Below are 22,819 nucleotides of genomic sequence, written 5' to 3'. Positions count from 1 at the left end.
GAGGGACTTTATGTTGAACTTTCTAAAATTAAGATCAGAAAATTGGCTTCCTGGCATATTTATTTTAGTGACAGCTATTATTGCGTTAAATCTTCGTTTTGAAATTGGTCATATGAGGAATCTGGCATTTTTACTTTCTGCTGTACTTGTTATGTATGGTGTATTCAGGCCATGGCTCTTGTTATTGTCTTTAATTGTATCGCTTTTTAGTATTGAGCCTACGCCTAAAGATGTGGGAGCAAGTGAAATTATTATAGCAGTAATGGCGGTTTTGTATGTACTAGCTACCTATACTAATGAAATTTATAAAGGTAATATTAAGGCATTGAAATCGCCTTTAATAAGCAGTGTCATATTTTCGTCTCTTGTTTTGGCATCTTGCTATTATGCAACTAATCAAGGTGTATCTTTCGCGGATTGGATGCGCGGGATTTTTCCTTTTCTGCTTTTATATTTGAGTATTCCAATATCAATAACATTAAAAGAAGATTTTTCATTTCGAATAAAATGGGTACTTATCGCTTGTGCCGTTTTAACTTTATTAATTCTTGGATATATAAATAGCGTATTTTTTGTCCAAGGTTTTTATAAAATATATTGGCTGAACGAGGATGGTTTTAAAGTTTATAATTCTGAGGTATGGAATTCAGATACACTCTCAGGACCATTTTTAGATCGTATTACATTAACTATACAACAAGCGACTTCCGAGTTACTTCCGCTTGGTCTGGTGGTTTTTACACTGGTTTCATTATTTACAAAAAAGCCCAATATAAAAATAGCCAGCATGGGATGTGCAGCGCTATCTTTGTTTGCAATATTAGAAACCTACACTCGTAGTATGCTGTTATCCTCTATCATAGTACTTGGCCTGGTTGGGCTTTGGTTATTTTTTTACAAACGAGACTTAATTAATGCTTATCTGAAAATATGTACTGTATTAGTCATGTTAAGTTTAACATTTGTTAGTACATTAGATACTAATTCAGTATGGTTAGGTCGGATATCGGTATTTTTTAAAACTATCTATCATGTAAATGACAGGAGTGTTTATTTACCTTCCGATAATTCTAATAAAGATGATAATTTGTTAAGTCGAATAGTGGAATACAAAATAGCCTGGTCTCAGTTCTCCAAAAAACCTTTGTTTGGAGCTGGTATAGGTGCACGACATGATATCAATTTTCCATTATCCAATGGCCAGTATATACATAAAAAAGTAGGGTATATTCATAACTGGATATTTTATTGGCTAATGGTTGGAGGATTGGCTGGTGTTATTCTTTATTCCAGCTTTATTATTATCCCTTTGTACTATGTAACCCGATTGCCGTCTGAAGCCTGGAAATTGAAAGTTCTTGTTGTTTCGATTATGTTGACTATGACTTTTTATTCTTTATTTTTTGCAGTTTTTCGGTTATTAACTTTTAATCTGATCTTTGCCATTATTTGGGGAATAAGTTTTTGTCTTCGACAAAATGAGAAATTGGCAAGTCAAGAACTGTTTGTTGAATCAAGCCGTGTACGTTTTGATTCTGCTATGGGGGATACCAGGGGATGTGTGGTTTAAGTGGTTATATCAGTAAAACGAGTGATAAAAATTTAGAGCAATCACTTGAGGCGCTTAGTCATCGTGGGCCAGATGCCTCCGGTATATGGCGAACAAAAGAGGGCGCATTTTACTTGGGGTTTGGGCATGTAAGATTGAGTATTCTTGATTTAACAGATGAATCGAATCAGCCTTTCCTGGATACTGGATATTCTCTGATTTTTAATGGTGAAATATATAATTATCAGGAGATCCGAACTGAGCTGGAAGAGTTGGGACTCCAATTTAAAACCAAATCCGATACAGAGGTTATTTTACAATCCTATAAAGTGTGGGGGCTTGACTGCATTCCAAGATTTGAAGGGATGTTTGCCTTTGCAATTGCAGACCTTGAAAAAAAGCAGGTTATACTTGCCCGCGATCGGCTGGGGATAAAACCACTTTATTACTATCATGATCAGGATGAGTTTATTTTTTCCTCTGAGATTCGAGGTCTGTCCCCTGTTAAACAGGAAAAGCTTGCCCTGGATCAAAGCCAGTATGCTGAGTTTCTGTTAAATGGTTGGTTGTACGAACCCAAAACTGGTTTCAAGGACGTAGAGAAAGTGCCGCCAGGATATTGTTTTGTCTATGATTTGGATAATGGTCGTGTGGAAAAAATCGAATACTACAATCCTTTAACCAGTATTGCCCCGAATAAAGAGATTGAATTTTTAATTTCCGAATCGCTTAAGCTGCAATCGCTGGCCGATGTCAGACTAGGGTTATTTTTTAGCGGCGGTGTTGATTCATCTGTTTTAGCATTGGCTTCCAAAGGACAAATCGATGGGCTATTTGTTAAATATGATGATGCGGAAGGCCAGGATGACTCAGTATACGCATTGGAAATTGCTTCTAACATTAATATGCCGGTTGAAACAATTCGGATAGAAACCGGCAAAGATAATCCGGCAGCAATTCTGGACGATTTCAGACGAGTGGCAGCTAACACCGAAGAGCCGATTTCGGATTTTACTTTTTTGGCCACAGAACGTATAGCCGCCAAAGCCCGGGAAAACGGCTATAAGGTAATGTTAAGCGGTATGGGAGGAGATGAATTATTTGCCGGCTATCCACGCTATCAAGTCGTTAAAAACAGACGACTTGTAATGTCGTTGGGTTTTTTGATTAAGTTATTTTCACCGGTGTTGCGAAAAATTCCTGCTCTCGCTAAAAAAGCCGATCGGCTGCTGAGATTTTCAACGCAAACTGATTTTTTCAAGGCTTATACCAGTTTAATTGGCTATTTTTCTCCTTCCGAAGTTAACAGGCTGTTAAAAGACAATCATGCCTGTGATGCATTGTGGCAGTGGGGGAAGAAGCAGCTTGCCCGTTTAAAAAACCTGTCGCCGCTTAAAAAAGCGATGTATTTCGATCGTCTGGGTTTTTTACCGCATAACCTGATGGTAACCGATAAAGCCAGCATGCTTCAAAGTATTGAAGTACGGGTTCCTTTAATGTCCAATGAGTTAGCTGATTTTGGTTTTCACAGCAAGGATTCTCAACTTATTGACAGAAACACAGGCAAAAAACCTTTAAAGCAAATGCTGCTTGCAGGTTTGCCTGCCGAGTTGATTAACAGAAAAAAAGTTGGGTTTAATCCGCCTTTGGATGGTAAAATTAACAATTTGGGAAAAGATTTAATTTTAAATACATTAAATAGCGGTCCAGTGTCTTCAATCTGCGATATGAACGTAGTTAAGGAAATAGTGAATAATCACTTTTCAGGCAACCGTAACGAAACTTATAAAATCTGGCAATTAATGTATTTTAACTTTTGGCTAGAGCATAACTCAAAGTGAAATTAAACAGATTATCAAAATACTTTCATACCGCACGTTATCTGCGTTGGGAACAGTTTTATTTTCGTGCTTACAAAGCGTTTTGTCCTATACGGTTAAATATTGGTAAATCACTGGCTAGGCGTCATTGGACACATCATTGGAATGCTCCGGTTTATAAAACGCAGTCATTATTTGAAAATCAAAAATGCTCTTTTTTAAATCATGAGTCAGTGATTGACAAAGCCAGCAGCTGGAACGATTCCAGTCAAGATAAATTGTGGCTTTATAATTTACACTATTTTGATGATCTTGACTCGCTTGGCGCGGAAAATCGAGTTGAATTAGCCATATCCTGGATTCTGCAATGGATCAACCAAAACCCGCCAGCATCTGGCAATGGCTGGGAACCCTATCCCACTTCACTGCGGATTGTTAATTGGGTTAAATGGTTATCTAAAAATACCTGCAGTTCACCAGTTATTGATGAAAGCCTTGCATTACAAGCAAGAGTTCTGGAGCAAAAACTTGAATATCATTTATTGGCAAATCATTTATTTGTTAATGCACAAGCGTTGATTTTTGCCGGTTGCTGGTTATCAAGTAAGGATGCCGACAGATGGCTAAAAAAAGGGATTAGACTTTTTGTACGTGAAGTCAAAGAGCAATTTTTGCCGGATGGGGCGCATTTTGAATTAAGTCCTATGTATCATGCCAATTTACTGCTTAATGTGCTTGATGTCATTAATCTGGCTTATTGCAGCCAGAATAACTTTTTATTATCTAAAGTGGAGCAGCTTAAAGCGGTGGTGAAAAAGGGCATAGGATGGCTGGAATTAATGATGCATCCCGATGACCGGATTTCTTTTTTTAATGATGCCGCTTTCTCAAACGCGCCTGAGTTGGCGCTGATAAAAGAGTATGCTGCATTACTCGCGATTGATGTCCCAGCCATTTTCAAAGAACCAAATGAGCTGTCGTATGTCCATATGCCCGATAGCGGATACATTCGATTTCAATCAGACACTGCTGTTGCAATTCTCGATGTCGGTTGCGTGGGGCCAGATTATCAACCAGGACACGCTCACGCAGATACTTTATCGTTTGAGCTCTCGGTAGGAAAACAGCGAGTATTTGTTAATACCGGAACTTCACAATATGGCCTGGGGGTTGAAAGGGATTGGCAGCGGTCAACCAGCGCCCATAATACTGTTGCAATCAATAATCTAAATTCGTCCGAAATATGGGGCGGTTTTCGGGTTGCAAGAAGGGCAAGACCATTCGATTTGAATATTGTCCAGGAACCTCAAGCTATTCATGTTGCTTGCTCACATAATGGCTATATGCGCTTAAAAAATAAAATTGTTCATCGGCGAGAATGGCTTTTTAGCAACAATAAACTAAAAATAGATGACAAGGTTAATGCTCCAACATGTATTGCGACCGCTTTTTTTCATCTTCATCCTGATTTACAGATAGAACAATTAAATAACAAATCACTTCAAATCGTATCAGACAAAGTAAAAGTTAAAATGACTTTTTCAGATTCTGAAATCTGCCTGGAAGAGGGGTATTGGTGCCCTGAATTTGGAGTGAAGATAAACAACAAACTGGTTAAAGTGAATTTTTCTTCCCATTTGGAAACAAATATAGAGTGGTATTAAGTGAATAAATTAAATGTACTTGTCTTGAGTTTTTATTATAAGCCTGATTTGTGCGCGGGTTCTTTCCGCACTACAAGCCTCGTTGAAGAGTTGAAAGCAAAATTACCGCCAGATGCCCGAATTCATGTTATTACAAGCATGCCTAATCGCTATCATTCTCATAATGTCGCCGCGGCAGAAAACGAAGAGGATGGAATAGTACGAATTACCCGTATTCCCATTCCTGCTCATAAAAGCGGAATGTTAGGACAGGTACGTTCTTTTTTTGTTTATTTTATGGGGGTGTTAAAAATCCTCAGAAAACAAAAATATGATTTGGTATATGCAACTTCTTCAAGATTATTTACTGCATTTCTGGGCGCTATTGCCTCAAAGCAACAAAAAGCACCGGTGTATATGGATATACGAGATATTTTTGTTGACACGATCGGTGATGTAATGCCGAAAAAATGGTCGAAATTTTTTCTGCCGGTATTATCTGGCATTGAGAAATTTACTTTTTCTTCTGCCGCCCGTATTAATCTTGTCTCACCAGGCTTTTTGCCCTATTTCCAGAAAGATTATTCCGGCGAAAAATTTGATTTTTTTACCAATGGCATTGATGCGGTGTTTCTTGACGCCAGAGAAAAAATGGATAGAAATGCGGTATCAGGAGAAGGAAAAAAGACAGTGCTCTATGCGGGTAATATTGGTGAAGGGCAGGGATTGGAAAAAATTATTCCGGATTTGGCACGGGCTGTAGAAGAGCAATATGATTTTATTGTTATCGGAGATGGCGGACGCCGTAAGGTGCTGGAAGAGGAGCTAAACAGACAGGGCGTGAAAAATGTTACGTTAATGAACCCGGTAACTCGCCAGGAATTGATTAACTATTACCAAAAAGCAGACATCCTGTTTTTGCATTTGAATGCTCATAACGCTTTCCTCAAGGTTTTACCATCAAAAGTGTTTGAGTATGCGGCACTCGGAAAACCGTTGCTGGCAGGTGTTAGCGGTTATGCCAAATCCTTTATTGAAAGTGAAATAGACAATGCCGCTGTATTTCACCCCTGTGATTATCAACAGGCAATAACCGCGTTGTCAAAAATCAAATATTCGTTTGAGCCGCGTGCCGATTTTATAGCCAAATATGATAGAGCTGCTATTATGAAGAAATTATCTGATTCGGTATTGGCGGTTGCAGGAAGATTGTGATGTTGCCATCATCTATCCTTTACTTTAATTTATCTGCTAAATATCCTGCAATTAATAAAAATCCAGCGTGATTGGGATGTAATCCATCTGGCATGAAGTAAGTTGGCCAATTGACATTGCTATAAACATACTTACCTAAATCAATCAAAGTGCATTTATCGCACCAATTATTATAGTTTCTTAAGTTAGCATTGATTTTTTGATTAAGTGTGTTGTAGCTGTCATTGCGCGGTAACAATGTACTGATATAGATTTTAGCGCAAGGGTTTTTATTGTGCAGTTCGTTGCTAATTTCAATAATATTGTCGCTTGTTTGTATGGCGGTTGTTTGATCATTTGTGCCAATCAGGACAAAATACGCGTCGGCGACTGGTATAGTTGCCATACGGTTTAAAACATCCGTTGTGGTATCGCCGCCATGGCCGTCATGAGGGAAGCCGAAAACATCGGTGTGAGTACCTGTAAAATCATAATGTAAGCCGCCATCGCGCATCAAACAGCGTAAATAACGCCCATACTGCCACCACGTGATGGAATCGCCAATTGTATCAATGGTGCGGTAAAATACAGGCGCGCGCTCAGAATTATACGCATTTACCGTATAAGTGCCAGCTGCTGATGGCACGGAACCAAATGCCCAGGTAATATCATAAATGTACGTTTGATCGGTTCCAGTAGGATTATAAGCAATCCCGTTCAAGCGGAAGTAGTAGGGGCCAAAAGGCGTAATGATCTCGTAATCATGATCAGTGTCAAATCGGCTAATCATGTTACCCATGTTTGCGCTTAACCAAATGTATTTGGTATTAAACTCCGTAAAATCCACTCCTCCAACACTATGATCAAAATAATGGGGGGCATTAATTACAAAATTACAGGCCGATGTGGTATATAGATCCGCATGACTGTTTGCTATTTGGGCATGAACTGTGTTTATCAGTACTAATCCGGCAACTCCCGTCAGTATTGCCTTTCTCCCAAAATTTATATTCATGCTCTCCTGCCTTATGATAAGATGGATAGATAGCCCCAAGGGGGGGCATATTCAATCAGAAAATCGCTAAAATTTCAAGCCGTCTATCTGCTCTTTATATATCCCTGGCCTGTTAAAAAAAGGGCTCGCTCAACCTCAACCGGCGGTTGCCACTGTAATAATTCTCTGGATTTGGTCGCGTCAAGTTGTAACGAACCGTATAGCTGATTGAAGAGCATTTTACACTTAAGTAGTTTGCAGCTGGTACGCAGCAAAAAAATAGGGAAAGCAAACAGACGCGGTTTGATTCCCATACCTTTTGCCAGAAGCCGGATTAACTGTGCGGTAGAAATATCCTGATTGTCTGTCACTACGAACGTTTCATTTGCTGCGTTAGGATGGGTTATGCAAACGGAAATGAAATCAACAAGATTGGCGCTGGCAATCATACTTCTTTTATTGACTGCATTGGCAAATGGTAACGGTATTCCAGTTGTTAATAGCCACATAAGCCGCTGGAGATTGCCCGCAACTTCGCTGCCGTAAACCAAGGGCGGGCGAATAATGACCAATTTCATATTGGTTTTCGCTGCAAGCGCTTTTAATTCCAGCTCAGCCTCCATTTTTGAAATCGCATAATCTGTATGAGGCGCATAAGGGGCACTTTCATCAAGCAGTTTATTAGTTGACTGATTTCCTAGCACATGTGCTGAGCTAACAAAAATAAATCGTTTTACCCCGGCAGCAGCAGCCTGTTTAGCCAAATTAATGGTTCCTGCGGTATTTACTGCTCTGAATTCCTCTAGTGGGTTTGCAGCGGAATCATTGAGAATATGAACGCGTGCAGCAAGATGAACAACGATATCACAACCAGTCAGGGCGGGTTGCCAATCAGTCTGTTCTGACAAATTTATTCCTGGAAACACATGAATATTACTGCCCATGGCCAGTTTTTCAGGCGAGCGGGTAGTCATGTTAATCTCGAAATCCTGTTTGGAAAGCAAAGAAATTAATTCCCTGCCAACAAAGCCTGTAGCTCCAGTGACGAGCAGTCTCATGTAATATCCTTCCTAAAGATGTAACTTTTAGTATTTATCGGCAATATATGTTTCCCTAAATTGCTTGTAAAGCGCTTTTATAATTTTTTTGCCGGGTCATGCTTTGGAATAGCTTGTAATTCGCCTGTATTGAGGAAATAATATGCGGGTTTTTATAGATAGCTACGTTTTAAACTATGGAGTGCGAATGCCTGGATTGTATCTGATTTTGATCCTCACTATTTCCTATCTGTTAACCGGCTCATTCCGTAAGTATTCGCTGGCTAACCAAATCCTGGATATGCCTAACCACCGTAGCGCTCATAAAGTGCCAACCCCCCGTGGCGGCGGTCTAGTTTTTGTCATTATTTTTTTGTTATCACTGCTGGTTTTGTTTACCGTAAAACTGGTTACGTTATCAGACATGTTAAGTCTGCTGATTTCCGGCATACTGATTGCCAGCATCGGTTTTCTGGATGACAGGCAAGGTGTCTCCGCTAAAAAGCGGTTACTTGTCCATTTCGCCAGTTGTAGTCTGGCACTATTATTGGTAGGTGGTATGCCGGCTATTGAAATCGGCAGCCTGAAACTGACATCAGTCGTATTCACAAATTTACTGGCTGTTTTTTATCTTGTCTGGCTGTTAAATTTATATAATTTCATGGATGGCATTGATGGCATTGCAGCCAGCGAAGCAATTTTTTGCTGCTGTGGCGCGGCAATAATTTATTATCTGCAAGGAAACGGCCCGGCAATGATTTTACCGCTTGTACTGGCAGGAACTGTTGCCGGTTTTTTAATTTGGAATTTTCCGCCGGCTCGTATTTTTATGGGGGATGCCGGTAGTGGTTTTTTAGGATTAGTGTTGGGTGTGTTCTCAATTCAGGCAGCAACAGTTAACCCTGATTATTTATGGAGCTGGCTAATTTTATTAGGGGTTTTTATCGTAGATGCCACCATGACATTATTGCGGCGAGCCCTTAATAAAGAAAATCTGGCAGAAGCGCATAATAGCCATGCCTATCAACATGCGGCACGCTATTACGGCAGTCATTTAAAGGTAACCCTTGCTGTTGTGTTTATTAATGCCTTATGGCTGCTTCCCCTTGCGATACTGGTAAGCGATAAGCTGATTAATGGCCTTTTAGGCGTATTGATAGCTTATATTCCTCTGGTAATCCTTGCTCTAAAATATCAGGCAGGAAAAAAATAACGTTTGCGCAAGTTGCAAGGAGTGGATTCGATTTTGAAAAAATATTCTTACCCAAGTTATGGGTTTTCAATAATAGTTGCAGGACTCTTCTTTTTCTCTTGTATAATCCCGCAATTATTAGTCCTGATTTCTGGGGCGCATTACACGGTTACTGCCTGGGACGAGGAAACTTTTTTAACTATCCAGGCAATACAGGGCGTAAAAAATTCGCCGGGTTGTTTTTATTATTATTTACTTGAATTCTTGCAGTATATTGGGATTTCAGGTGCGAATATAACACTGGCCTGCAATTTGATTTTATTACCTATCATGTTTGCTCTGTTAGTTAAAATAGTGCAAAAACAGAAAATAATAAAACCTCTGGCGGTATATTATGCTTTAATTATTATTTTTGGCTCAATTTTATTTAACCGGGCGAATCCCTTAATCAGTCACTATATTGTTCAACCTACCGCTGACCATTTATATCATTTAGTTGCTGGTTGGGAAACTTACCCGTCGGTATTCAGAGTACCGTCACCCTTTTTAGGTTATTTTTTTATTGTCTTTTTTGGTTTCCTCTATCTTCATTTTAATCAAAACAAATTATTGCTTCTCGCGCCATTGTTTTTCTTACATTTTACCGTTTTTGTGGGTTATGTTTATTTTTTGCTTTATTGTTTTATAGAACGCAGCATTGTTATCAGAAACCCGATTGCAAGGATTGGCGTTATTTCATTGCTTAGCTATTTGATACTCGTTTTTTTTACCAGGCTTGCTTTCTATGTTTCACTAAGTCCTGAAACTCGCCAGGAGCTGGCGCAAGTATTTTTTAATTACGCAGAGATAAGATATCTTTTTATTCCAGTGACAACTGTTTTCGGATTAATACTCTATATTATTTCCAATTTTATAAAAAAACCAGGTAATCAAAATGCCCGTAACTGGTTATTGATTACTACTGTGGCAACTTTTTTACTGAGTAATTTTAATCTGCTGAATGGATTTTCAATTTCTGAAATGAAAGACATTCAAGACTATACCAATAGTGTATTAGGTGCTTTAAATATAGTATTTTTCTGGCAAAGTTTATATACACCAGAACATGGGAAGCGGATTACAAGGCTGGTATTGTTATTTACAATGTTATTAGGATGTTTTTTTAGTAACCTGCAGGGGTTCGCATTTGACGACAGACAATTTCAGGTTTTTTCGCAGTATCCTTTAAAACAAAAAGCCGATTTTGATAAAATTAAGGCTGATCCCATGCATGCTATTGTTCTGGATAAATACTATGCAGGAAGCCTTGCTTACCGTGAAGCGCTCATGTATCACCCGATAACATCTTATGTTTATAACTTTGGGTTTATCTCTAATCAGTGTCGGGATTTTTTGAGCTATGCCAAAGGCGCATTGAGTTTTTTACGCAATGATGTGGACAAGAAATATCCGAATCTCGCCGAGATGGATAAAAAGCTAATCGCACAGACAATAGCCGATCTGCAAGAAACCGTTCATAAAATAGAACTTAATCAGCATTTTTTTAAGAAAGAACAGACATATTGTAGTTCACTGGTTTCAGATAATAAGGAATATTTTTTAGTTTTTCCAGGTGATGTGAGTATTGTTAAATTTCCGAATTGGGCCTAGGCTCTGTGAACAAAGTTTTAATGCTGCAAAACATCTTTGCTGCAATAGATAAGGGAACTGTTGGCATTTTGTGTCACGGTAGTATCATTCAATATAGATAAATAATAATTATGAAAATTTTTGTAACCGGCGGAGCCGGTTTTATCGGTTCAGCAGTAATTCACAATCTGATTGCAAATACTGAACATACGATCGTTAATATTGATAAACTGACTTATGCGGCAGATTTAAATTCATTGGTTTCAATTACTGCCAGTACTCGCTATTTCTTCGAGCAGGTTGATATTGTTTGTTTACCTGAAATCAGAAGACTTTTTGATGAGTATAAGCCTGATGGCGTAATGCATTTGGCAGCAGAAACCCATGTCGATCGCTCTATTAGCGGACCTGCTGATTTTATCCAGACCAATGTTGTCGGCACGTTTAATTTATTGCAGGCGGCGTATGAGTACTGGCAGACACTTCCAGAAGCTGCTCGCAGTCAGTTCAGATTTCATCATATTTCTACCGATGAAGTGTATGGTGACCTGGAGGTAGATGACGCGCCTTTTACAGAGACGACGGCTTATGCGCCTAGTTCGCCCTATTCAGCGAGTAAAGCCAGCTCTGATCATCTGGTACGAGCGTGGCACAGGACTTATGGTTTACCGGTTGTAATTACAAATTGTTCTAATAATTACGGGCCGCGTCAGTTTCCTGAAAAATTGATTCCATTAATGATCCATAATGCTATTTCAGGCAAGCCGCTGCCTGTGTATGGCGATGGCGCTCAGATTCGTGATTGGTTATATGTTGAGGATCATGCGCGAGCACTGCAATTGGTTTTAGAACAGGGGAAAATTGGAGAGACTTATAATATTGGCGGCCAAAACCAGATAAAAAATATTGATATAGTCCATATGATATGCGAGCTTCTGGAGCAAATGGCGCCCAATAAACCGGCAGGGGTCAAAAGTTACGCTGATTTAATTCAGTTTGTTAATGATAGAAAAGGTCATGATAGACGCTATGCAATTGATAACAGCAAAATAAAACGCGAGTTGGGCTGGGAGCCAAAAGAAAAATTTCATACCGGAATTGCGAAAACGATCCAGTGGTATCTGAAGCAATATTCATTAGAGAGACAGGAATAAGATGGACATAAAGACTAAAGGTATCGTTCTTGCAGGCGGGGCAGGAACCAGACTGCACCCGATTACCAAAGGCATATCAAAACAATTATTACCCATTTATGATAAGCCCATGATATATTATCCGTTGTCCGTATTAATGCTGGCAGGTATAAAAGATATTCTGATTATCACCACACCTGAAGACAAACCTTCTTTTGAGCGGTTATTAAATGACGGTTCTAACTTTGGGATTAATTTAAGCTACGCTGTTCAGGCAAAACCAGAAGGAATTGCCCAGGCGTTTATTATTGCCGAAGAGTTTATTGCTGGAAATAATGTCGCTTTGGTTTTGGGTGACAATATTTTTTATGGTCAGGGGTTTACTCCTCTACTGCGGAGTGTTGCTGCACGCCAGAATGGGGCTACTGTTTTTGGCTATCAAGTGAAAGATCCTGGTCGCTTTGGTGTAGTTAGTTTTAATGACAGAATGCAAGCAGTAAAAACCCGAGAACCCAAAATCAAATTATGCGGTAACTGGTCTTTATTTTTATGATAACCATGTGGTTGACTTTGCCAGACAAATCAGGCCGTCAAATCGTGGTGAGTATGAGATTACTTCAATCAATCAGATATATCTGGAATTAAACCAGCTGAGAGTTGAACTGCTGGGCCGCGGCTTTGCATGGCTGGATACCGGAACTTATGAAAGTCTGTTGGAAGCGGGGATGTTTGTTCAGACTATTGAACACCGGCAGGGTTTTAAAATTGCATGCCTTGAGGAAATTGCTTATAAAAATGGCTGGTTGTCAGAAGCAGAGTTATATGATCTAGCTCAACAGTATCGCAACAATAGTTATGGCAGTTATTTACTCTCATTATTTAATGAGACAGAATCTGTGATCTAAGGGTATTATTATGATTTTATTTAACCAAGCTCCCTATATAGGCAATGAAGATAACCTGGTATTAAATGCAATCCGGAATCAGAAATTATCGGGTGATGGTTTTTATACACGTAACTGCCAGCAATGGTTTGAAACTAACTTTGGGTGTCTGAAAGCTTTACTTACCCCATCCTGCACAGCCGCTTTGGAAATGTCTGCATTACTTATCGATATTCAGCCGGGCGATGAAGTAATCATGCCGTCCTATACTTTTGTCAGCACCGCCAATGCGTTTGTATTACGCGGCGCAAAAATTGTTTTTGTGGATATTCGGCCAGATACTAAAAATATTGATGAAAACAAAATTGAAGCTGCAATTACATCTAGAACCAAAGCAATTGTACCTGTGCACTATGCTGGCGTAGCCTGTGAAATGAATACAATAATGGCCATTGCAGAAAAACATAATCTCTTTGTTATTGAAGACGCAGCTCAAGGCGTCATGGCAAATTATTTCGGCCAGCCATTAGGAACAATAGGGCATTTGGGTTGTTTCAGTTTTCATGAAACCAAAAATTATACTTCTGGTGGTGAAGGCGGGGCCTTATTAATTAATGATCCCGATTTTGTTGAGCGTGCGGAGGTTATGCGCGAGAAAGGCACTAATCGCTCACAGTTTCTACGTGGACAAGTTGATAAATATACCTGGCGTGATATTGGCTCAAGCTATTTGCCTGGCGAATTACAAGCCGCCTACCTGCAAGCCCAGCTTGATGCAGCAATTGAAATTAATGATCGCCGGCTGGCAATTTGGAATAACTACCATACGGCTTTTGAGTATTTGGAAAAAAGCGGTGAAGCGGCACGACCTGTAATTCCGGAAGGATGCAGCCATAATGCCCATATGTATTACCTGAGGTGCACCGATTTTCAAACGCGTACTGCTTTTATTAACTTTATGAAACAGTCTGACGTTCAAACAGTTTTCCATTATGTTCCATTACATTCCAGTCCTGCCGGAATGAAATATGGGGTTTTTGCTGGCGAGGATATTCATACCACAACGGAAAGCGAGCGACTGGTTCGCTTGCCATTATGGTTTAATTTAACCGATGACAAAGTAGATACTGTCATTAAAGCTGTTGTTCGCTTTTTTAGTTAAGCTCAGAGGCTGATTTTAACAGTGTATGCTGTTTAGCGCTTTCGACTCCAGGCTGGTCAAATGGGTTAATATCCCAGATTACACTTTGAACATATATTTTATGCTCATAAAGGGCAATCAACTGGCCTATAGTAAAAGGCGTGCAGTCGGCAAGGATAATGTTATTCAGCGGAATATTGCCTGGAATACAGTAATCAGGCTTTTCAGTGTTATAAACTCCCTGGCTTAGCACGCCCATTTTTGCAGCGCACATTTGATTAATTAGATATTGGTCATAAGACTTCATAGTGATAAAGTCGACAGTCAGACGGTGAGTCCCTTGGCATAAAAGCTGGAAATAACTATGCTGCGCCTGATTACCAAGACCTCCCCAAATCATAGGTCCTGTGGCATAGTTTACCGAGCGGCGGCTATTATCTACTGATTTACCATTACTCTCCATATCAATCTGTTGGATAAACGGAATGAAATACTCAAGCTGCTGCGCGTACGCCAGCATTAGAAGATTATGGATATGCAAAAAGTTGTTATTCCAGATTCCAAACAGCGCAAGCAAGACAGGCAGATTACAATCAAATTCGGTATTGTAAAAATGATGATCCATACTATTCGCACCAGCCAGTAATTCCATAAACTGCTCATGCCCAATAGCGATTGCTGTAATTAAATTAATTGCTGAGCAGGACGAATAACGTCCACCAACCCAATCCCATATTGGCAGGACATTATTAATTCCTGTTTCATGTGCTTTTTTAGCGTTGGCGGTTACAGCAATAAAATGTCGATCAACAAAAAAGGGTTGATTAATCCAGGCTAAGGCTTTTTTGGCATTATAAAGCGTTTCTCGGGTAGTAAAGGATTTGGAAGCGATAATAAAAAGCGTTGTTTCCGGGTTTAGGTATTTGACAACTTTGCCAAAGGCGTTAGGATCAACATCGGATATAAAATGATAACGCAAATTAATATTGGTCAAATCAGACAATGCTTTCATGCAGAAACGTGGCCCTAAATCAGAGCCGCCAATGCCAATATTAACGATATCGGTAATGGCTTTGCCAGAATAACCAATCCACCGGCCAGAATTCATGCGTTCAGCAATATTCGCAATTTTCGCTCGTGTATCAAAAATAGCCGGCATAATGTCTTTGCCATCAACCAGCAGGGGCTTATTATCCATAGCACGTAAAGCGGTATGCAGAGCTGGCTTCTGTTCACTTTGGTTAACCAACTCGCCATGAAATAATTGCTTGATTTTATTTTTCAGATTCCGTTCATTTGCCAGCGCAACTAATAAAGCGAGTGTTTGTCTGTTAGCACACTGATAGCTAAAATCGATCTGAATATTTTTATGGGAAACAAAAGACAGAGTATTGTCGCTCTTATCAGGATCACCGAAATTCTTTACTCTCATTTTATGAGCGTGCTGCTCAAGTAATTTCCAGGAACCTAGCTCGGTTAATTGCATCATGCGTAACTTCTTTGTGATTTTGCTTCAAAATATCATTTTTCGCTCATTTATTAAACCCTTAAGTTCAGCTAATCTTCCGCTTATGGGCCATCTCAAGTAATATAGCTGCATAATTTTTATGTTTTATCGTGTATCAGGCAAAAATATGAAAAAGATTGCTATTTCTCAGTCAAATTATATTCCCTGGAAAGGCTATTTCGATATGATTGCAGCAGTGGATGAGTTTATTTTATATGACGAGATGCAATTTACTAAAAATGACTGGCGTAACCGTAATAAGATAAAAACACCTAAAGGCACTGAGTGGATTAGTATCCCTGTCGGACAGGACATTAATCGTACAATACGGGAAGTTGTGGTTCCTGCACAACATTGGCAAAGAAAGCATTGGGCAAAGTTTGAATGCAATTATCGCAAAGCAGCACATTATGAGGAGATAGCTCAAATTCTTGCGCCTGCTTATGAACAATCATTTGAAAACCTGTCTGCATTGAACAGGTATTTTATCGAATTGGTTTGCAATTATCTGGGAATAAAAACCAAAATCTCGAATTCTTGGGATTATGAGCTGAATGGATGCAGAAATGAGCGTATTATTAATCTGTGTATTCAGGCCGGGGCTTCGGAGTATGTATCTGGTCCTGCCGCCCGTTGCTATATAGATCCTGAATTGTTCAATAATAAAAACATTACGCTGACCTGGTTTAACTATGACTATTACCCGCCATATCAGCAGCTCTGGGGTGACTTTATTGGTAGCGTAAGTATTATTGATCTGTTGTTTAATTGTGGTGAGGATTCAAAAAATTACATGAGGTATGTTTCACAATGAAGCTTTCAATTGTCTCAACGCTCTATAAATCTGCACCTTATGTTAATGAGTTTTGCGCACGTGCTGAGCGAGTTGCCCGCGAGTTTGCCGGCTCATCTTATGAAATTATTCTGGTTAATGATGGTTCTCCAGATAACAGCCTTGAGCTTGCACTGCAAATAGCTAAGAAAAATCCGCATATTATCGTAATCGATTTTTCCAGAAATTTTGGTCATCATAAGGCAATGATGACAGGCCTGTCTCATGCTCGCGGCGAGAAGGTTTTTTTAATTGATAGCGATCTTGAAGAAGAACCTGAATGGCTTATTCCGTTTTCTCAGCAAATGGCGAAGACAGGATGCGATGTGGTCTATGGGATTCAGGAACAGAGGCAGGGTAGCTTTTTTGAGCGGGTCACCGGTCAAATGTTTTATGGTCTGTTTCGCAAAATTACCGGCTTGAATCTGCCATCTAATATTGTCGTTGCCCGATTGATGTCCAAGCGTTATGTCCAGGCGCTGACGCTTCATAATGAGCGAGAAATTTTTATGGCTGGCTTATGGCACATAACCGGTTTTGAGCAATCCCCGCAAATGGTTCGAAAACTTAATACAAGTGAAACAACTTACACCTTTCGCCATAAAATGGCAATGTTTGTGAATTCCATTACAGCGTTTAGCAATATGCCGCTGATTGCTATTTTTTATATTGGCTTAATTATTCTGAGTTTTGCTGGTCTTTACAGCGGATATCTGGTTATCAATCGGCTTGTTTTCCATACCATATTAAGTGGCTGGACCTCTGTTATGGCCTCGGTATGGCTGCTGGGCGGATTGATTATTTCCTTTATCGGAATTATCGGGATTTACTTATCCAAGATTTTTTCCGAAGTAAAACAACGGCCCTATAGTATCGTGCGGCAGATATACAAAAAAGAGCTGATTGCAGAGTCAGTGGCGGATAATCAGAATGTAGCGGAAGAGTTAATGGCTGATTAAATCGAAAATAGTGGAGCAGGGATTTATGAAAAAATTAATTATTTTTGGTATAACAGATGCGGCTGAACTTGCCCATTATTATTTTTCTCGTGATACTGAGTATCACGTTACAGCGTTTTCTGTTGATCGGGAGTATTTAGACACAGATAGATTTTGCGGGCTGCCCGTTGTTCCTTTCGAGCAATTGGCTGCAACGTATCCGCCAAATGAATATGATTTATTTATTGCGCTTGGTTATTCAAATTTAAACCAAAACAGAAAAATGAAATATTATGCCGCCAGAGAAATGGGCTACCGGTTGGCAAGTTATATCAGTCCACATGCTACCGTATTAAATAATAATATTGGTGATAATTGCTTTATTCTTGAAGACAATACTATTCAACCCTTTGTAACTATAGGCAATAATGTGACGTTATGGAGCGGAAATCATATTGGCCATCATTCAAGGATAGGCGATCATTGTTTTCTAGCTTCCCATATAGTCATTTCTGGGCGAGTGGAAATTGGTGAATGTTGTTTTATTGGCGTTAATGCAACCTTTCGAGATCATATTACTGTTGGCGCAAAAACAATTATTGGCGCAGGATCATTAATTCTGTCATCCTGTGAGCCAGAGGGTGTCTATATTGGTAGCGCAACCGAACGGTCCAGAGTTCCAAGCCACCGGTTGAAAAAAATTTAAAAGCAGGAATATTGAATAATGAAATGGCATAAACTTGGACATATATTTTGCGCCGATCGACAAAGTGATTGGATGTACTCCCATGCAATGATCCCGGTTGCAGAACAAATCGATAATACGCTTTACCGAATTTATTTTTCGTGCCGGGATAAACATAACCGGGGGCATGGCGCTTTTCTTGAAGTTGATATGCGCGATCCTACTAAGGTGATCTATGTGCATGATAAGCCAGTGCTTGAGCCGGGTGAATTGGGCTGCTTTGATGATAGCGGCGCTTTACCCAATGCTATTGTTAATGTTAATAACAAAAAAATGCTTTATTATACCGGCATTAATCTCGGTGTAACGGTCAAAATCAGGAACTCTATTGGGCTTGCTCAGTGGAATGAAAAAACACAATGTTTTGAGCGATGTTTTCAGGGGCCAGTTATTGACCGGACTCGCAATCAGCCTCATTTTGTGGCAACACCAGAGGTTATTTATGAGAATGGGAAGTATCGAGCCTGGTTTACTTCCTGCGTGCGCTGGGAAGAAACGCCTGAAGCAGCAAAGCACTTTTATCATCTGGAATATGCTGAATCCGTGGATGGTATTAATTGGGAACGAAATGGAACAGTCGCGATCGGTTTTCGTGATCAGCATGAATACGCTCTAGGGGTGCCAAGAGTAATTAAAGACAACGATTGTTACAAGATGTGGTTTTGCTCCCGAGCAACTGAAAATTGTGATACTTATCGTATCCGTTATGCGGAATCACCGGATGGAATCCATTGGGAGCGCAAAGATGATGCTCAGGTTGGGATAGATGTCTCTCCGTCAGGATGGGATTCGCAAATGATCTGTTATCCTTTTGTATTCGACCATGAGGGCCAGAGGTATATGCTTTATAATGGCAATCATTATGGTAAGGCAGGTTTTGGAATCGCAGTGTTAGAAAGATGATTAATTCTTTAAAACTTAAAGACAATCGATGTACGGTTATCCAATTTATTAAATATGGTTTAATCGGCTTTGTTAATAATCTTTTAGGCTATCTGGTATTTCTTTTGATGGCATATAAAGGGTTTTCCCCTAAAATTGCCATGACAACCCTATACTTATTGGGGGTAGCGGTTAGCATGGTTGGCAACTGGAAATGGACTTTTGCCTATCAGGGGAATGCGCTCTACACCTCAATGCGATTTATTTGTGCTTATTTTCTGGGTTATTTGCTAAATCTGGGTTTATTAATTGTTTTTGTCGATAGGTTGAATTATTCCTATGCATTGATTCAGGCAATAGCCACAATTGTGGTGGCTGGATTTCTATTTATTTTATTTAAGTACTTTGTCTTTCCCATTAATTTAAAACTTACAGGTATGTAATGAAAAAATGTTTCAACTGCAGCGCGGTGTTTTTAACATCGATTGAATCTTGCATCTCGTGTGGAACAAATACGGATATAATAGATGGTTTTCCGGCTTATTCGCCGGTTGCTATTGAAGGAGTAGGTTTCAAATCAGAATATTTTACAACTTTAGCGGCACTTGAAGAGGAAAACTTCTGGTTTAAAGTCCGAAATAAATTAATTATCTATTTAATTCGAAAATATTGCCCTGATTTTAAATCATTTCTGGAAGTAGGTTGTGGTACGGGTTACGTATTGTCCGGGATAGCCAATGCGTTTCCTGGACGGGAAATGTCTGGAAGCGAATTGTTTACTGCGGGGCTTGGTCATGCCGCGTCAAGAGTGCCTTTTGCCAAGTTCATGCAGATGGATGCCAGAAATATGCCTTTTATCGAAGAATTTGATTGCCTTGGTTCATTTGATGTTCTGGAGCATATTGAAGAAGATGAAACTGTTCTTAAGCAAATGCACACGGCATTAAAGCCATCTGGTACTTTGATCATTACTGTTCCCCAACATAATTGGCTGTGGAGTCCTGTTGATGATTACTCATGCCATGTACGCCGATATTCGGCAAATGAGTTGCATCAAAAAATTCGTCAGGCTGGTTTTAAAATAATTCGCAGCACATCATTTGTATCTCTCCTGTTGCCTGCTATGCTCGCTTCGCGGCTAAAGCAAAAATATTTTCCATCAGCCACTTCAGAACCCGGTTCTGAATTAAAGATTCCCGGCTGGTTAAATCAGCTTTTGGAGAAGATACTTGACTTTGAGCTTATAGCGCTTAAAGCAGGCATCAATTTTGTTTGTGGCGGATCAAGAGTTGTTGTTGCTCGTAAGATAATATAATTAATAGCATTTAGGGGTTGTTAATTGTTTATATTCCCCTGATAATAGTTGCCTTAAAATTTCAGGCGGAGAAAAAATAAATTTTCGCCTAAAAAAATCCGTTAGCTTAATAATTTCTTAATAAACATCGTATACAATTAAGATTAAGCAATTAAATTTGTTTAATTATTATTCAATATGCGGTATCTAAAAGCACCATGGAAGCGTTCTATGGAAATTTAAACGGTTACTGCAATCTAGGGAGATAGTTTATGTTAATTCTAACCAGACGTATTGGTGAAACGTTAATTATTGGTGATGATGTTAATATCACTGTGTTAGGTGTTAAAGGAAACCAGGTTCGCCTTGGTATCAATGCGCCAAAAGATGTTTCTGTTCATCGGGAAGAAATCTATTTACGCATACAACAAGAAAAAGAATCTACAGATTCTGAAGAAGCGGTATAACAACGGGTTTCCTCGCAGTCATCCGGTTCCGAGTGAAATAGAGTAGCTCGGAACGAAATCTTGAAGTACTCTTATCTCTCCTTGCTAATTTCCTGATTTTTAATAAAAATTCCCAAAGCATCGTTAAGTAATTTAATGGAGTGTTGGCTTTATAGCCCAACCTTCCTTTGATAAACTGCGCTGCATCAAGGCTGCGGTTGCTGTAAAGACGTATCCCCAGATGAAAAACTGACTGCCTCTCCTGCATCATTAAGCAGGCACAATTGCCCCTGCTCATTAACCCCGGTTATCATTCCCGTGATTTGGTTGCCATAATGGGTAAGAGTAACGCGATTTCCTGCCAAATAATCCGTTTTATTCCATTCCTCAATAAACCGGCCAAAGCCTTCAGCAAGGAAGCGTTGCATATACCTGTCCAGCGCAGCCAGCAAGTCAGCGATTATCTGATTGCGATCAAAAAGCCGGCCGCTGATTTCATGAAGCGAGCATGCCGGTTTTTCATAGCATTGCTGTGCTGAAGGGGTGCCATTTACATTCAGGCCTATGCCGATAATAATCTGGGCGCAATCATTGCTTTCCGCGACGATTTCGATAAGTATGCCGCACAGTTTTTTATGCTGCCATAATAAATCATTAGGCCATTTAATTTTTACCTCATCACCTATCCCATAATTACGCAGGCAATCACTGACAGCCAGGCTTACAACCAGACTTAACCCGGACAGTTTTGATAAACAGCAATCAAGCCGCCAGCGGCTTGAAAAATAAATATTTTCGCCAAAAGGGGAAATCCATGACCGGCCAAAACGCCCGCGTCCCCGAGTTTGCGTTTCAGCACAACAAATGACCAAATCGCTGCTTAGGGGTAATTCTTTTAAAAACTGGTTAGTGGAATCAATTTCAGCAAAACAATGGATGTTAACCGGTTGTTGCAGATTCTTGTCTGCCAGCCGCGCTAAAATTTGGGTTTCATCTAAAGGAATGAATGGTTTATCAAACTGGTATCCCTGCTGAGGCAAACGGTTTATACCAAGCCCCCAATTGGTTAATTGACTGATCTGCTTCCAGATTGCTGTTCGTGAAACGCCGGTCTTTCGGCCTAGTTCGCTGCCGCTGTGGCAATGTCCATCACCTAATTGTTGCAATAGACTTAACTGTAACGCTGTAAATTTTTTCATATTTACTGCTCTATGATAATTTTTTCAAGGGTTTTGATGGATGGTTCATAACAAACCGCAGCACAGCAGTCTGGTTGTGCCATAAATGAAAGCATATGCCAGTGTTTATTGTGCAATTCATCGCTAATTAACTGATCAGTGGTTGGCAGGCTTGGTACGGTAAATTGCGAGGTCGGATAAGACAGGCCCAGCCCGCATGCTTTAATAAATGCTTCTTTCTGCGCCCAGATGTGAAAAAAAGCCAACTGAATTAAATCAGGCGGCAGATTGCTCAACGAATCATATTCCTCTCCAGAAAACAGATTTTTTGCGATACCAAGGTAGGGGCGCTCGGAAAAAAACTCCAAATCAATGCCGACTGGGCTTAAGCCGACAGCCAGCAGTGCCAGCTCGCCAGAATGGCTTAAGTTAAATTCAATACCCGAAGCATGGCTAATGCCGGGTTTGCCATGGCAATTATAATTAAAAACTATTTGCTCGGGTTTGCAAGCCAGATAGCTTGCCAGAATAATGCGCAATGTGGCGCGGGCGGCAGTGAAACGGCGGCGATGCTTCTCGAAATGAAAACGATTGGCTCGTTCCTGCTCATCAATGCTTAATTTATTTTCAAAAATCGGCAGTAACTGGTTCAGGGAAAATTGCCAGATATCAATTTTATCTGCCTGTAATTGGCAATTCTCAGGCGTTATAGCCTGTAAAGAAACAAAGCGGTGATACATCAGGATATGAATTAGTAGCATAGTAAATCAGATAGAGTTAT

General features: G+C 39.8%; 22 protein-coding genes. 17 read left to right on the top strand and 5 right to left on the bottom strand.

All coding sequences use genetic code 11. The features are described 5' to 3' along the window. Window positions 1–10 precede the first annotated feature (10 nt). From ACFORL_RS02505 to ACFORL_RS02490, 4 genes are read left to right on the top strand one after another with little or no spacing between them, the layout of a single operon-like run. On the top strand, window positions 11–1,570 hold the full coding sequence (locus ACFORL_RS02505) for an O-antigen ligase family protein (RefSeq protein ID WP_382340754.1): 1,560 nt from the start codon (window positions 11–13) through the stop codon (window positions 1,568–1,570). Beyond that, complete coding sequence (gene asnB / locus ACFORL_RS02500; protein WP_382340753.1) at window positions 1,558–3,390, top strand: asparagine synthase (glutamine-hydrolyzing); 1,833 nt, start codon at window positions 1,558–1,560, stop codon at window positions 3,388–3,390. Before ACFORL_RS02505 ends, asnB begins: the two co-directional genes overlap by 13 nt. Next, window positions 3,387–5,033, top strand: coding sequence for a heparinase II/III family protein (locus ACFORL_RS02495; protein WP_382340752.1), 1,647 nt, complete (start codon window positions 3,387–3,389; stop codon window positions 5,031–5,033). Before asnB ends, ACFORL_RS02495 begins: the two co-directional genes overlap by 4 nt. Then, complete coding sequence (locus ACFORL_RS02490) at window positions 5,034–6,227, top strand: glycosyltransferase family 4 protein (protein ID WP_382340750.1); 1,194 nt, start codon at window positions 5,034–5,036, stop codon at window positions 6,225–6,227. A 19-nt stretch (window positions 6,228–6,246) separates the two neighbouring features. Here ACFORL_RS02490 and ACFORL_RS02485 read toward each other — a convergent pair whose 3' ends face one another. Beyond that, window positions 6,247–7,221 carry an SGNH/GDSL hydrolase family protein gene (locus ACFORL_RS02485; protein WP_382340749.1) on the bottom strand — a complete coding sequence of 325 codons (975 nt, stop codon included), beginning with the start codon at window positions 7,219–7,221 and terminating at the stop codon, window positions 6,247–6,249. Window positions 7,222–7,304: 83 nt separating this feature from the next. Then, entirely contained in the window at window positions 7,305–8,258 is a 954-nt protein-coding gene (locus ACFORL_RS02480) for an NAD-dependent epimerase/dehydratase family protein (protein WP_382340747.1), read from the bottom strand. Window positions 8,259–8,445: 187 nt separating this feature from the next. On the opposite strand from ACFORL_RS02480, the gene ACFORL_RS02475 reads away from it, so the two are divergent. From ACFORL_RS02475 to rffA, 6 genes are all read left to right on the top strand, one after another. Beyond that, a complete protein-coding gene (locus ACFORL_RS02475; RefSeq protein ID WP_382340745.1) occupies window positions 8,446–9,450 on the top strand; it encodes an MraY family glycosyltransferase in 1,005 nt (334 codons plus the stop codon). 33 nt (window positions 9,451–9,483) lie between these two features. Further along, window positions 9,484–11,079, top strand: a complete 1,596-nt coding sequence (locus ACFORL_RS02470) for a hypothetical protein (RefSeq protein ID WP_382340743.1) — start codon at window positions 9,484–9,486, stop codon at window positions 11,077–11,079. Between the two features lie 110 nt (window positions 11,080–11,189). Next, a complete protein-coding gene (gene rfbB, locus ACFORL_RS02465) occupies window positions 11,190–12,212 on the top strand; it encodes a dTDP-glucose 4,6-dehydratase (protein WP_382340742.1) in 1,023 nt (340 codons plus the stop codon). Window position 12,213: 1 nt separating this feature from the next. Then, complete coding sequence (locus tag ACFORL_RS12805; RefSeq protein ID WP_449280252.1) at window positions 12,214–12,744, top strand: sugar phosphate nucleotidyltransferase; 531 nt, start codon at window positions 12,214–12,216, stop codon at window positions 12,742–12,744. Window positions 12,745–12,751: 7 nt separating this feature from the next. After that, complete coding sequence (locus ACFORL_RS12800) at window positions 12,752–13,096, top strand: sugar phosphate nucleotidyltransferase (RefSeq protein ID WP_449280251.1); 345 nt, start codon at window positions 12,752–12,754, stop codon at window positions 13,094–13,096. Window positions 13,097–13,106: 10 nt separating this feature from the next. After that, window positions 13,107–14,237 carry a dTDP-4-amino-4,6-dideoxygalactose transaminase gene (gene rffA, locus ACFORL_RS02455; RefSeq protein ID WP_382340740.1) on the top strand — a complete coding sequence of 377 codons (1,131 nt, stop codon included), beginning with the start codon at window positions 13,107–13,109 and terminating at the stop codon, window positions 14,235–14,237. Here rffA and pgi read toward each other — a convergent pair. Then, complete coding sequence (pgi, locus tag ACFORL_RS02450; protein ID WP_382340738.1) at window positions 14,230–15,705, bottom strand: glucose-6-phosphate isomerase; 1,476 nt, start codon at window positions 15,703–15,705, stop codon at window positions 14,230–14,232. The two genes, rffA and pgi, sit on opposite strands and share 8 nt — an antisense overlap. Before the next feature lie 145 nt (window positions 15,706–15,850). Here pgi and ACFORL_RS02445 point away from each other — a divergent pair, with 145 nt between their 5' ends. The 7 genes from ACFORL_RS02445 to csrA all read left to right on the top strand — a co-directional run bounded on the left by ACFORL_RS02445 (window position 15,851) and on the right by csrA (window position 20,881). Continuing rightward, window positions 15,851–16,537, top strand: coding sequence for a WbqC family protein (locus ACFORL_RS02445; RefSeq protein WP_382340736.1), 687 nt, complete (start codon window positions 15,851–15,853; stop codon window positions 16,535–16,537). Next, window positions 16,534–17,514 carry a glycosyltransferase family 2 protein gene (locus ACFORL_RS02440; protein ID WP_382340734.1) on the top strand — a complete coding sequence of 327 codons (981 nt, stop codon included), beginning with the start codon at window positions 16,534–16,536 and terminating at the stop codon, window positions 17,512–17,514. Before ACFORL_RS02445 ends, ACFORL_RS02440 begins: the two co-directional genes overlap by 4 nt. 25 nt (window positions 17,515–17,539) lie before the next feature. After that, on the top strand, window positions 17,540–18,199 hold the full coding sequence (locus ACFORL_RS02435; protein WP_382340733.1) for an acetyltransferase: 660 nt from the start codon (window positions 17,540–17,542) through the stop codon (window positions 18,197–18,199). An 18-nt stretch (window positions 18,200–18,217) separates the two neighbouring features. Beyond that, window positions 18,218–19,141, top strand: a complete 924-nt coding sequence (locus ACFORL_RS02430; protein ID WP_382340731.1) for a hypothetical protein — start codon at window positions 18,218–18,220, stop codon at window positions 19,139–19,141. Then, window positions 19,138–19,563, top strand: a complete 426-nt coding sequence (locus tag ACFORL_RS02425; protein ID WP_382340729.1) for a GtrA family protein — start codon at window positions 19,138–19,140, stop codon at window positions 19,561–19,563. The genes ACFORL_RS02430 and ACFORL_RS02425 overlap by 4 nt, the downstream gene beginning before the upstream one ends. Beyond that, the gene (locus tag ACFORL_RS02420; RefSeq protein ID WP_382340727.1) at window positions 19,563–20,435 is read left to right on the top strand and encodes a class I SAM-dependent methyltransferase; all 873 of its coding nucleotides are present in this window, start codon (window positions 19,563–19,565) and stop codon (window positions 20,433–20,435) included. Before ACFORL_RS02425 ends, ACFORL_RS02420 begins: the two co-directional genes overlap by 1 nt. Window positions 20,436–20,686: 251 nt before the next feature. Then, window positions 20,687–20,881: a carbon storage regulator CsrA gene (gene csrA, locus ACFORL_RS02415; RefSeq protein WP_045105668.1), complete on the top strand. Its 195-nt coding sequence runs from the start codon at window positions 20,687–20,689 to the stop codon at window positions 20,879–20,881. Between the two features lie 185 nt (window positions 20,882–21,066). Here the strand turns inward: csrA and ACFORL_RS02410 are convergent, their stop codons facing one another. Continuing rightward, a complete protein-coding gene (locus tag ACFORL_RS02410; RefSeq protein WP_382340725.1) occupies window positions 21,067–22,059 on the bottom strand; it encodes a biotin--[acetyl-CoA-carboxylase] ligase in 993 nt (330 codons plus the stop codon). A gap of 2 nt (window positions 22,060–22,061) precedes the next feature. Beyond that, entirely contained in the window at window positions 22,062–22,799 is a 738-nt protein-coding gene (locus tag ACFORL_RS02405; protein WP_382340724.1) for a 4'-phosphopantetheinyl transferase family protein, read from the bottom strand. Window positions 22,800–22,819 lie beyond the last annotated feature (20 nt).

Source organism: Legionella dresdenensis, assembly GCF_042649825.1.
Taxonomy (GTDB): domain Bacteria; phylum Pseudomonadota; class Gammaproteobacteria; order Legionellales; family Legionellaceae; genus Legionella_C; species Legionella_C dresdenensis.
The sequence above is the reverse complement of the archived record's forward strand: the minus strand, read 5'-3'. Positions and strand labels throughout refer to the sequence as shown.